The organism is Amycolatopsis sp. NPDC104775, from assembly GCF_055583325.1.
Genome location: NZ_JBVJOE010000003.1, coordinates 699,115 through 710,462 on the forward strand (window position 1 = coordinate 699,115; position 11,348 = coordinate 710,462).

The 11,348-nt window shown below is 72.1% G+C and carries 10 protein-coding genes; 3 read left to right on the forward strand and 7 right to left on the reverse strand.

The features are described from left to right. The first annotated feature begins 56 nt into the window (after window positions 1-56). Together ACZ63D_RS17345 and ACZ63D_RS17350 are read left to right on the forward strand one after the other, a co-directional pair. Window positions 57-1,826 (forward strand): HSP90 family protein, encoded by a 1,770-nt coding sequence (locus ACZ63D_RS17345; RefSeq protein ID WP_465355302.1) that lies wholly within the window; start codon window positions 57-59, stop codon window positions 1,824-1,826. Continuing rightward, the gene (locus tag ACZ63D_RS17350; protein ID WP_465355303.1) at window positions 1,826-4,570 is read left to right on the forward strand and encodes a hypothetical protein; all 2,745 of its coding nucleotides are present in this window, start codon (window positions 1,826-1,828) and stop codon (window positions 4,568-4,570) included. The genes ACZ63D_RS17345 and ACZ63D_RS17350 overlap by 1 nt, the downstream gene beginning before the upstream one ends. Window positions 4,571-4,918: 348 nt before the next feature. Here ACZ63D_RS17350 and ACZ63D_RS17355 read toward each other — a convergent pair whose 3' ends face one another. Further along, window positions 4,919-6,262, reverse strand: coding sequence for an MFS transporter (locus ACZ63D_RS17355; RefSeq protein ID WP_465355304.1), 1,344 nt, complete (start codon window positions 6,260-6,262; stop codon window positions 4,919-4,921). 64 nt (window positions 6,263-6,326) lie between these two features. On the opposite strand from ACZ63D_RS17355, the gene ACZ63D_RS17360 reads away from it, so the two are divergent. Beyond that, a complete protein-coding gene (locus tag ACZ63D_RS17360) occupies window positions 6,327-7,115 on the forward strand; it encodes an ArsR/SmtB family transcription factor (protein WP_465355305.1) in 789 nt (262 codons plus the stop codon). Here the strand turns inward: ACZ63D_RS17360 and ACZ63D_RS17365 are convergent. From ACZ63D_RS17365 to pgeF, 6 genes are all read right to left on the reverse strand, one after another. Further along, window positions 7,060-7,671: a hypothetical protein gene (locus ACZ63D_RS17365; RefSeq protein WP_465355306.1), complete on the reverse strand. Its 612-nt coding sequence runs from the start codon at window positions 7,669-7,671 to the stop codon at window positions 7,060-7,062. The two genes, ACZ63D_RS17360 and ACZ63D_RS17365, sit on opposite strands and share 56 nt — an antisense overlap. A gap of 152 nt (window positions 7,672-7,823) precedes the next feature. Beyond that, window positions 7,824-8,675 carry a DivIVA-like cell division protein Wag31 gene (gene wag31 / locus ACZ63D_RS17370; RefSeq protein ID WP_465355307.1) on the reverse strand — a complete coding sequence of 284 codons (852 nt, stop codon included), beginning with the start codon at window positions 8,673-8,675 and terminating at the stop codon, window positions 7,824-7,826. 53 nt (window positions 8,676-8,728) lie between these two features. After that, window positions 8,729-9,001: a YggT family protein gene (locus tag ACZ63D_RS17375; RefSeq protein WP_037367937.1), complete on the reverse strand. Its 273-nt coding sequence runs from the start codon at window positions 8,999-9,001 to the stop codon at window positions 8,729-8,731. Window positions 9,002-9,116: 115 nt separating this feature from the next. Next, window positions 9,117-9,689: a cell division protein SepF gene (locus tag ACZ63D_RS17380; protein ID WP_465355308.1), complete on the reverse strand. Its 573-nt coding sequence runs from the start codon at window positions 9,687-9,689 to the stop codon at window positions 9,117-9,119. Between the two features lie 81 nt (window positions 9,690-9,770). After that, a complete protein-coding gene (locus tag ACZ63D_RS17385; RefSeq protein WP_465355309.1) occupies window positions 9,771-10,514 on the reverse strand; it encodes a YggS family pyridoxal phosphate-dependent enzyme in 744 nt (247 codons plus the stop codon). Beyond that, entirely contained in the window at window positions 10,511-11,224 is a 714-nt protein-coding gene (pgeF, locus tag ACZ63D_RS17390; RefSeq protein ID WP_465355310.1) for a peptidoglycan editing factor PgeF, read from the reverse strand. The genes ACZ63D_RS17385 and pgeF overlap by 4 nt, the downstream gene beginning before the upstream one ends. Window positions 11,225-11,348: the final 124 nt, after the last annotated feature.

Here is an 11,348-nt window from a genome sequence, read left to right on the forward strand (position 1 = left end):
CGGCCGCGCCGATACGGTTGCGGCCCGCCCAACCACAGCACAGGAGTCGAGCACGGGTGAGCCGTAGTTTTCAGGTGGATCTTCGCGGGGTCGTCGACCTGCTGAGCCAGCACCTCTATTCCAGTCCGCGCGTGTACGTGCGGGAACTGCTTCAGAACGCCGTGGACGCGGTGACCGCGCGCCAGGCGGCCGACGGGTCGGCCCCCGCCGGGATCGCGATCGACGCCGGCGACGGAACCCTGCGCATCACCGACACCGGCGTCGGCCTGACCGAGGAGCAGGTGCACGAACTGCTCGCGACGATCGGCCGCAGCTCCAAACGGGACGAACTCGGCTACGGCCGCCGGGATTTCCTCGGCCAGTTCGGGATCGGGCTGCTGTCGGCGTTCCTGGTCGCCGACGAGACCCGCGTCGTCACCCGCTCGGCGTCCGGCGCTCCCGCGGTCTCGTGGACCGGCCGCGCGGACGGCACCTACTCCGTCGGCCCCGGCGAACGGGAGAGCGTCGGCACCACCGTCACCCTCACCGCGCGCCGCGGCGCCGAGCAATGGTTCGTGCCGGAGACGGTCGCCGAGCTCGCGGCGCTGTACGGCTCGATGCTGCCGTTCGAAATCACCGTCAACGGCAAGGCGATCAGCGGCGCCGGCGTCCCGTGGCAGGCCGACGAGCGCTCGCCCGGGCACCGCTCGGCGGACCTCGTCGGGTACGCGCAGGAGATGCTCGGGTTCACTCCGTTCGACGTCGTCGACCTCGACGTGCCCGAGGCCGGCCTGACCGGCGTCGCCTACGTGCTGCCGTTCCCGGCGAACCCGGCCGAGAACGCCGGGCATCGCGTGTACCTCAAGCGGATGCTGCTCGCGGAGAACGCGCCCGGGCTGCTGCCGGACTGGGCGTTCTTCGCCCGCTGCGTCGTGGACACCGGCGAGCTGCGGCCCACCGCGAGCCGCGAGGCGCTGTACGACGACGACCAGCTCGCCGCGACCCGCGAAGCGCTCGGCGAGCAGCTGCGCGGCTGGCTCGTCGGGCTCTCGAACACCAGCCCGCAGCGGCTGAACCAGTTCCTCAAGATCCACCACCTCGGCGTCAAAGCGCTCGCGCTGCACGACGACGACATGCTGCGGCTGGTCGACGAATGGTGGCCGCTGCAGACGAACGTCGGCCAGATGACGCTCGCCGAGTTCCGCGCGCGCTACGGCGTGCTCCGCTACTGCGCGACCGCCGAGGAATTCGACCAGCTGGCCGGTGTCGCGGCCGCGCAGAACCTGCCGGTGATCAACGGCGGGTACACCTACGACAGCGAACTCGTCGAACGCGTCCGCGCGCTCGAACCGGACGTGCGCGTCGAGCGGCTCGACCCGAGCGACCTCACCACCGCCTTCGCCGACCTCGACCCCGAGACGGCGCTGGCGGTCCGGCCGTTCGCCGCGGCCGCGCAACGCAGCGTCGACCGGCTCGGCTGCGAGGTAGTGCTGCGCGAGTTCGAGCCCGCGTCGCTCCCGGTGCTCTACCTCGTCGACCGCGCCGCCGCGTTCGCCGGCGAGCTGCGCGCGACCAAGGAGGCCGTGGACGAGCTGTGGGCCGGGGTGCTGTCGGCCTTCGAAAAGCCGGAACGGGAACGCCCGCAGCTCGTGCTCAACTACCGCAATCCGCTGGTGCGACGGATTTCCCGGCTCGAGGACGCGGAACTGGCCTCGCTCGCGGTCGAATCGCTCTACGGGCAGGCGCTGCTGCTCGGCAGGCACCCGATCCGGCCCGCCGACTCCGCGCTGCTGAACCGGGCCTTCCTCGGCCTTCTCGACCACGCCGTCCCGAACCGGGAGAACTGATGAGCGCACCGACCGGACAGGACCTGTGGAACCGGCTGTGGTCGGCCCGGAACCTGCCGTATGGCAAAAGCCAGATCGCCGCGGTGGAGAGCCTGGTCCGCACCGCCGACGCCGAGGGCATGCCGGACCTGCAGTACGCCGCCCGGCTCTCGCTCGTACGCGCGTACAAACACGGCGCCGAACCGGCGAAGGCGTTCGTGCCGTTCGCCTGGTGCCTCGCCAAACACGACAAGGGCGAGGGCACCGAGGACTGGGACTACACCCTCTTCTGGTCGTTCAAATCCATCATCACGTCGCTGGCGGACTTCCCCGAGGTGCCGCTGGATCGCACCTACGCCGTGCTCGACGACATGGAACGCCGGTACCGGGCGGCCGGGCACACGATGAACCCGGTGCACCAGCACCGGCAGATCGTGGCGCGGCACGTCGGCGACCACGAAACGGCCGTCGAGCAGTACCGGCTCTGGAACGCGGCTCCGCGCGGCGAGATGTCGGACTGCATCGGCTGCGAACCGTCGGCCAAGGTCGCGCACCTGAACCGCTACGGCCGGTTCGAAGAAGCCGTAGCGGTCGCCGAACCGGTGCTCGGCGGCACCTTCACCTGCAGCGAGCAGCCGAACGGGATCCTCTCGGCGCTGCTGCTCCCGTATGTCCACACTGGACAGCTGGACGAGGCCGCGCGAGCGCACCGGCAGGTGTACCGCGCGATCCGGCACAACCCGCTCCACCTGGATCTCCTTCCCGACCACCTCCAGTTCTGCGCGCGCACCGGCAACCACGTGCGTGGGCTGGAAATCGTCGAGCGGCACCTCGGCTGGCTCGACGAGGCGCCCACCCCGTACGTCGAGATGGAGTTCTGCGCGACCGCCGCGCTGAATCTGCGCCTGGTCGCCGAGTCCGGCCACGGCGACACCACGGTGCGGCGGGCCGATGGGGAGATTTCCGTGCAAGCACTGCACGAGGAACTTGCCGAGCGGGCGCTGGGCGTCGCGGCCCGCTTCGACGCCCGGAACGGGACGAGCGAGCAGAGCGACCTGGTCCGCGCCATTCTTGCCGCCGAGCCGATCGTGGACCGGCTCCCGCTGGCCTGGACCAGCCCGCGCCCGGCCCCTTCGGTGCTGCCTGCTGCCTCACCATCCTTTCCGGACACTCCGGAAGAGCTGGCCGACCTGGCCGAAAAGCACACCCGGCTGGGCGAAGACGCGGCTGCCGAAGCTGTCTGGGCGAAGTTCGACGAACTGTGCCCGGAGCCGGCCGGGTCGCTGCTGGCCCGGCGGCTGTCCGGCTCCGCGACCTCAGCCGTGGGCACGGATCCCGAAGCAGCCGAACGAGATTGGCTTCGCGCGGCCGAACTCTTCGCGACAGAGGGCGACGAGGTCGCCCAGCACGTCGCGGCGAGCAAGGCCGGGTCCTCCCGCTGCCGGAGGGGCGAGCTCGAATCCGGCCTCGCCGCCCTCGCCGGCGCGGCCGAGGCGCTCGCTGGGCTCGGCGACGGGGAACAGCACGTCCGCGCACTGCTGCGGTGGACCGTGGGGCTTTCCGAGACCGACGACCTCGGCCCCGCGTTCGACGTCCTCGGCCGCGCCGAAGCCGCCGCCACCGAGGTGCCCGCCGAGCTGACCGCCCGGATCTTGTTGCTGCGCGCCGAACTCACCGCGCGCAGCGATCGCCTGGACGAGGCGCGAGAGCTGGCCGGACGCGCGGCTGAGCTGTTCGCCGAAGCCAGGATGGCCGACCAGGAGGCGTGGGCGCGGCTCATGGCCGGGCGGATGACCGCCGCGACTGGCGACTTCGAAGCGGCCTACGCGCTCCTGCGGCCCGCCGAGTCCGCCACCGAACCGGGCCTGCGCGCCCAGGTGCGGCACACCCTCGGCCTGCTCGCGTCCGATCTCGGGCTGCTGGAGGACGCGGTGGGCCACCACCGGGGCGAGGTCGCCGATCTGGCCGAGGCCGGGGATCTGGCTGGGGCCGCACTCGCCCAGCTCGGGCTGTCGGCCGCGGCCCGGCGCGCCGGGGACCCGCTGACCGCCGCCGACGCGGCCGAGGCGGCGATCGACGTCCTGGAGCGGGACGGCGACGAGGACGACCTGGCCAGGGCGCGCTACCTGCTCGCCGGGGCGCACCGCGCACTCGGCCAGCGGGATCCGGCGCTGGTCCTGCTGGAGCAGGTGCTCGCCCATTTCGCCGCCGCGGGCAACCAGCCCGCGGCCGGACAGGCGGCCGAGACCATCGGCGACGTCCTCGACGAACTCGATCGCGACGGCGAGGCCGCCGAGTCCTATCTGCGCGCCGCGGAATGCTTCCAGGCGAGCGAAATCCCGGTCGACGCCGTGCGCAACCTGCGGCAGGCAGCGGTCTCGCGGCAGTGGGCGAACGGACCGGAGCAGGCACTCGCGGTGCTGGCCGAAGCGGAGAAGCACGCCGCGGACCTCGAAGGCGACGAGCCGCCGGTCGTCTGGGAACGGGCGATGGTCGCGGTGAACGGCGGCCGGATCCTGGCCGCCGCCGAACAGCCGGACGAGGCGCTGCCCCGCGCCGCCGCGGCCGCCGCACTGTTCGGATCCCTCGGCGCGACCACCGAGGCCGCGATCGCCGCGGCGCTGCAAGCCCGGCTGCTGGCCGGACTGGGCCGCCGCGCCGAAGCCCGCACCGCGGCGGAGGCCGCGATCGAGGGCTTCCCGCCGGAGGCGACCGAGCAGATCCAGCAACTCCAAGCGCTCTTGGCGAGTTTCGACGTGGAGTGAGGACCGCTCCGCCGAGCCCGCGCGTTTTCTCTCGGGCTCGGCGGAGGTCCGCATCTTTACCCCGTGCGGCCGCGCAATCTTTCCAGGACGCGGATGCCGCGCTATGCCCTCGCGCGCAAGCCCGGCGGCGACTCGCTCGCACCACGCAACCGCTCTAAGCCGCCCCCACACCCACTCACGACAGACGCGCCACGCTCCCGCGCAAACCCGGCAGAGATTCGCTCGCGCCGCTCAACGCCCAGCCACGCAACCTCTCCAAGCCGCCCCCACACCCACTCACGACAGACGCGCCACACTCCCGCACAAACCCGGCGAAGGTCCTTCCCCCCACCCCCCGAACTCCCCGCCTCACCGCACCGGCTCACCCTGCCTGCCACGCGCCCGACGACGCACCGTCACCGCCGCGAGAGCCGCGGCCGCGAACCACAGCCCGGCCGAGACGAACCCCAGCAGATGCAAGCCGTGCACGAACGACGCGTGCGCCGCCGGTTCTCCCGCCACCGCACCGAAAACCGCCACGCCGAGCGCACCGCCCGCCTGCCGGGCCGCGTTGTTGATTCCGCCCGCGATGCCCGCGCGCTCGGCCGGGGCGTCGGCGACCGCGGCGGTCACCACGGCGGCGGTGAGCAGGCCCATCCCGACGCTGAGCACCAGCAGCGTGGGCAGCAGCGTCCAGTACCCGGTGCCGGGGCCGATCCGCAGCAGGTTCAGCATCGCCGCCGCGCCGAGCAGGAGCCCGGCCAGGATCTGCGGCCGCGGGCCGAATTTCGCGGTGAGCCGTCCGGTGACCGGGCCGAGCAGCACCAGCGGGACGAACATCGGCAGCATCGCGGCCCCGGCGGCGATCGGGCCCGCGCCGAGGATGTCCTGCAGATACAGCGTGAACACCAGCACCGAGCCGAGGCCGACGAAGTTCATCGCCCCGGACACCAGGTTCGCGCCCGCCGTCTGCCGGGACCGCAGCAGCGGCAACGGCAGCATCGGCCGGGAAGAACGCTGCTCCACCACCACAAACGCCACCGCGGCCGCCAACGAGAGCACCCCGACCCACGGCGTCTTCGCGATCACCGCGTACACCCCGGACCCGAGCGCCAACGCCGCGGTCGCCGCCCCGGGAACGTCCACGCGGCCCGGTTTCCGGACGTCCGGCGGCACCAGCCGGCGAGTGGCGACGGCCGCGGCGGCGACGATCGGGACGTTCAGCCAGAACACCGGCCGCCACCCGGCCGCCTGCACGAGAATCCCGCCCAGCAACGGCCCGGCAGGCAGGGCGAGCGCCGAAATCCCCGCCCAGATCCCCAGCGCGCGAGCGCGTTCGGCACGCCCGGGGAAGGTTCCGGTGATGACCGCCATCGTCCCCGGCAGCAACAACGCCGCCCCGACGCCCTGCACCGCACGGGCCGCGACGAGCCAGCCCGCGGACTGCGCCAGCCCGCACGCCGCCGACGCGGCCCCGAAAACGGCCAGTCCGGTCAGCACTACGCCGCGGTGCCCGAGGACGTCGCCGAGCGCTCCCCCGGTCAGCAGCAAGGCAGCGAGCACTACCGAGTACCCGACCACGACCCACTGCAACTGCGGGACGTCCGCGTGCAGTTCGCTGCCGAGGGTGGGAAGGGCGACGTTGACGACGGTGACGTCGAGCTGCACCAGGAACATCCCGGCGCACATGGTGAACAGGATCGCGGTGCGCATGAATCCAGCAGACACCCGGAACGCTTCCGTCGCGGTGGAAGTGTCCTCGGGGCATGCTGGAGGCATGGAAGGAGACGCCGACATCGCGCGCACCGCCGCGCTGTTCGCCGATCCGGCGCGGGTCCGCGTGCTGATGGCCCTCGCCGACGGCCGTTCGCTCGCCGCGTCCGTACTGGCCGGTGAAGCGGGTCTCACCGCGCAAGGCGTCAGCGCGCATCTGTCGAAACTGCTGGCCGCGGGCTTGGTGACCGCGGAAAAATCCGGCAGGCACCGGTTTTACCGCCTCGCCGGCGCGGCTCCGGAGCTGCTGGAAGCGCTCGCCCAGCACTCCCCCGCCCGACCGGTCCGCTCGCTGCGGGAAGGGACGCGCGCGGAAGCCTTGCGCACCGCGAGATTGTGCTACGACCACATCGCCGGACGGCTCGGCGTGACTGTCACGGCAGCACTGCTCGACCGCGGCGCACTGGCCACTGTGGACGGTGACCCGACGACTCAGCGGCGGCCCGGGGACCGGATTTCGTCGCAGCTGCAAGAACATCCGTACGTGCTGGGGCCCGCCGCCGACGAGGTGTTCGACGCGTTAGGCGTGGATGTCGAGGCAGCCGCGAAACGCCGCCGTCCGCTGCTGCGGTTCTGTCTGGATTGGACGGAACAGCGCCACCACTTGGCCGGAGCGCTGGGCGCGGCGGTGACGCGACGGTTCCTGGACGCGGGATGGCTTCGATCACGCGCGAAGGCGCATCGCGCCGTGCACCTCACCGAAAGCGGCGCGAAAGTGCTCGAAGAGGTGCTCGGCGTCAGCGATGCGCCGCGGCCAGCACCGCGTCCGGACCGCACCGCGCGCACGGCGTGAAACCGAGCTGCCGGGCCTCGCCGACGCCGATCGGGATCGTGTCGCGGCCGGACAGCCAGCCGCAGTCCACCAGGTGGTAGCGCGGGTATTCGTCGACGACCACGACCTCGTCCTCGAGGTCCTTGACCAGCTCGAGGTCCTCCGGCGCGGTCTCCTCCACCCCGGGCGGCGTGTCGCGCACGGCTTTCGCCTCGGATTTCGGCGCGCTTTCGGTAGCTGGCTCCCCGGCTTCCGGCTCCGGCACGTCCGCCGGATCGCCCAGCTCACCCGCAGCGGGAAGCAGCGCGGTCTGCTCGGCGTCCGCTTCGGCCGGTGCCGCCGAGTCCTTCTGCTCCGGCGAGTCCTCTGAGTCCGCGGAATCCTCGGCCTCCGCCGGATCCTCGTCCCCCTCGGCGTCCGAGCGCTTGCGCCGCCGCAGCCAGTCGACGAGCAGCAGGAGCCCGGCGAGCACGGACAAGCCGATGGAAACCCAGGCCCACAGCGAGCTGCCCGTGATGAGCGCCGTGACGAGCAGCCCGAGAGCCGCCAGCACCAGAACGAGGACGATGTAGAGCACGCTGAATTACAACACGGGCCGCCCGGTTTCCCGAGGCGACCCGCCCACGCCGCGTACCCCGCCCGCTCCCCACCGTGGCGGGACCGGGTCCGGGCACGCCGAAACCCCGCCGGGTCGGAAGGTCGTCCGGCGGGGTCGCGTACGGCGGTGGGTCAGCCGGCCTCGGCGCGCGGGCCGAACGAGTAGCCCTGGCCGCTGCTGCCGGTCGAGGACTGGCTCGACCCGGAGGAGGCCGACGCCGGGGCCGCGGAGCCGCGGTCGTCGAGCTCGCGCAGCTGGGACTCGAGGAATCCGCGCAGCCGGGTGCGGTATTCGCGCTCGATCGTGCGGAGTTCTTCGATCTTCTTGCCCAGAGCGCCCTTCTCAGCGTTCAGGTTGTTCATCGTCTCGGTGTACTTGCGCTGCGACTCGCGTTCCATGGTGGTCGCCTTGTCGCGCGCCTGGCGCTCCAGCGTCTCGGCGCGCGTGCGCGCGTCGTTCAGCATCGTCTCGGCGCGGGTGCGCGCCTCGTTCACCATCGAGTCGGACTTCGCCCGGGCGTCGGAGAGCAGCTGCTCGGACTTGGTCCGCGCCTCCGCCAGCATCCCGTCGGACTCGGTCTTCGCCTCGGCGGTGAGCCGGTCGGCCATTTCCTGCGCCAGCCCGAGGACCTTGGCGGCCTGCACGTTCGGCTCGGCGCTGTCGGGGACCATCGAGTGCGCCTGGGTCTGCTCCATCGCCGACGGAGCGGGCGGAACCGGGGCGAGCCGCCGCGACGGCTCGGGGTCGCGGCCCGGCGGCGGGCCGGCGACCTTCGCGTTCTCGAGCTCCGAGCGGGTCGACTCGAGCTCGGCGTCGAGCTGCTCGACCTGCTGGCGCAGCTCGTTGTTGTCCTCGATCAACCGGGCAAGCTCGGTCTCCACCAGGTCGAGGAACGCGTCCACCTCGTCCTCGTTGTAGCCCCTCTTGCCGATGGGCGGCTTGCTGAACGCGACGTTATGCACGTCAGCGGGGGTCAACGACATCAGATCACCTCACGCACTCCATGGCCTGCAGGACACACCCGGGTTTTCCCCGATCACCTGGGTGTCAGTTGCATCGCGAAGAACACAACCAACAGCAGCACCATAATCGACAAGTCCAGTCCTACGCCGCCGATCCGGACCATCGGAATGATCCTGCGGAACAACCGCACCGGCGGGTCGGTCACTGTGTAGATGGTCTCGAGCGTCACCGCAACCCCTCCGGCGGGACGCCATTCCCGTGCGAAGGTCCGCACGAGCTCGACCACGATCCGGGCCGTGAGCAGCAGCCAGAAGGCAAACAGCACGTACCAGATCGCGAGCCACACAGCATTCACGGCGACCACTCTAGCGGGGGACAGCCGGATTGGGCGCGACCAGCCGCTCCGAAGGCCGCATAGTCGACAAAATCACGTCTGGCTGCGCCCAGCGGTCCGTCCCCGATCATCCGCGCAGGAACAATCCGCCCTCGGCGATCCGCCTGCGGTCCTCGGCGGTCACGTCGACGTCCGGCGGTGAGAGAAGGAACACCTTGTTGGTGACCTTGTCCATCGACCCCCGCACGGCGAACGCCAGTCCCGCCGCGAAGTCCACGATCCGCTTGGCGTCCGCGTTCTCCATCTCGGTGAGGTTGATGATCACCGGGATGCCCTCGCGGTAGTGCTCGCCGATCGCCCGCGCCTCGATGTAGCTCGTCGGGTGCAGGGTGGTGATCCGGCTGAGCGGGTCCCTGGCCGGCGCGGCGACCGGTTCGGCCACCGGGCGCAGCCGGGCGACCGGCTCCGGCTGGCGGTCCACGGCGAGCGCGCCGTGCGTCGCCGGTTCGGCCGCCAGCGACCGCGACCGCACGCGCGCGGCCGGTTCGTCGTAGCTGTCTTCCACGTCGCGGTAGCGGGCCCGGGACCGCGCCGGCGGCTGGTCGTAGCCGTCGTCGTATTCGTCGTACCCGTCGTCGTAGCCGTCTTCGTCCGCGGGCACCATCCCGAAGTAGGCCTTCAGCTTCTGCAGCGCGCTCATGCCTCTCCCTAGCCCTTGCCGCTCCCGCACCCCTTGTGCCCCGCCCGGCCGGACACGAAACGTGACCACCGGGCGGACTCCCTACGGCGAGGCTAAACCGCGCCCGCCGAGCAACGCGGTTCCGACACGCACACACGTCGAGCCGTGCCGGATCGCCTGGTCCAGATCATGGCTCATTCCGGCGGACACGTCAGCCGCTTCCGGATACCGGGCGCGAACTCTTTCCGACGCGTGGGCCAGGCGGGCAAATGCGGCGCCCGGGTCCTCCCCCAACGGGGCCACGGCCATCACGCCTCGCAACCGCAGCTCCCCCGTGTGGGCGATGCGGTCGGCGAGGGCGTCGACGTCGGCCAGCGGGATCCCGCCGCGCGCGACGTCGCCGTCGAGGCTCACCTGGACCAGGACGTCGAGCGGCCCGCTCCGTTCCCCGGCCTCTTGCGCGGCGGCGACCGCACGGGCGAGCGCGTCGGCGAGCCGCGCCGAATCGACCGACTGGACCTCGGCCGCCCAGCGCACGACCGAACGCGCCTTGTTGCGCTGCAGCCGCCCGACCATGTGCCAGCGCGGCGCGGCGTCCGGGCGCAGCTGCGCGACCTCGGCCGCCTTCGGTCCGGCTTCCTGGTCGCGGTTCTCGGCGAGGTTCCGCAGACCGAGGTCGGTCAGCAGGGCGGCGTCGGCCGCCGGGAAAGTCTTGGTGACGCCCAGCAGCCGCACCTCGTCGCGGGAACGGCCGGCGGCCGCGCAGGCGTTCGCGATGCGTTCCTCGACCGCGGCCAGCGAGTCCGCCAGCTCCGCCCGCCGCTTCTCTGCCGGGTCCTCGGTCACGCCGTCTCCTCTTCCAGCCAGGTGATGCCGGCGATCCGGCCGGTGGTGCCGTCGCGGCGGTAGCTGAACAGCGTCTTGTCCTCCGCCGTGCACCGCGGATCCGCGCCGACCCGCCCGACGCCCAGGTCGGCCAGCTGCCGCCAGAGCCCGGCGCGCAGGTCCAGGCCAGCGGTGCCCTTGCGGGTTTTGCAGGCGCTGCCGGGCACGTGCTTCTCGACGTCCGCGGCCATCGCGGCCGGGACCTCGTAGCAGTCGCCGCAGATTGCCGGGCCCAGCAGCGCCTCGACCCGGCCCGGTTCGGCGCCGAGTTCCCGCATCGCTTCCAGCGCGGCGGGCACCACGCCGACGCGCGCCCCGACCCGGCCCGCGTGCACCGCGGCCACGACGCCCGCTTCCGGATCCGCCATGAGCACCGGAACGCAGTCGGCGACCAGCACCACGAGCGCGAGGCCCGGGCGGTCGGTCACCAGCGCGTCGGTGGCCTCGGCGGCGGAGGTCTCGGTGCCGTCGACGATGGTCGCGGTGCGGCCGTGCACCTGCTCCATCCAGGCCAGCCGGTCCTCGGCGAGCCCGAGTTCGGACGCCAGCCGCTTGCGGTTGGCGTAGACGTCGCCCGCGTCGTCGCCGACGTGGTCGCCGAGGTTGAAACTCTCGTACGGCGGCCGGGAAGCCCCGCCCGCCCTGGTCGTGACCACTCGTCGTACTCGCACCCCGCCATCCTGCCAAAACCGCGGCGGGGGGGGGGGGGGGGGGGGGGGGGGGGGGGGGGGGGGGGGGGGGGGGGAAGGGAAAGGAGGAGAAAAGAAGAAAAAAAAAAAAAAAAAAAAGACGCGA

What these genes read in the sequence shown, in the direction of transcription:
- ACZ63D_RS17355 (WP_465355304.1), bottom strand. Translation starts at nt 6,262, where the DNA reads ATGCGCACCGCGATCCTGTTCACCATGTGCGCCGGGATGTTCCTGGTG.
- ACZ63D_RS17360 (WP_465355305.1), top strand. Translation starts at nt 6,327, where the DNA reads ATGGAAGGAGACGCCGACATCGCGCGCACCGCCGCGCTGTTCGCCGAT.
- ACZ63D_RS17350 (WP_465355303.1), top strand. Translation starts at nt 1,826, where the DNA reads ATGAGCGCACCGACCGGACAGGACCTGTGGAACCGGCTGTGGTCGGCC.
- wag31 (WP_465355307.1), bottom strand. Translation starts at nt 8,675, where the DNA reads ATGTCGTTGACCCCCGCTGACGTGCATAACGTCGCGTTCAGCAAGCCG.
- ACZ63D_RS17380 (WP_465355308.1), bottom strand. Translation starts at nt 9,689, where the DNA reads ATGAGCGCGCTGCAGAAGCTGAAGGCCTACTTCGGGATGGTGCCCGCG.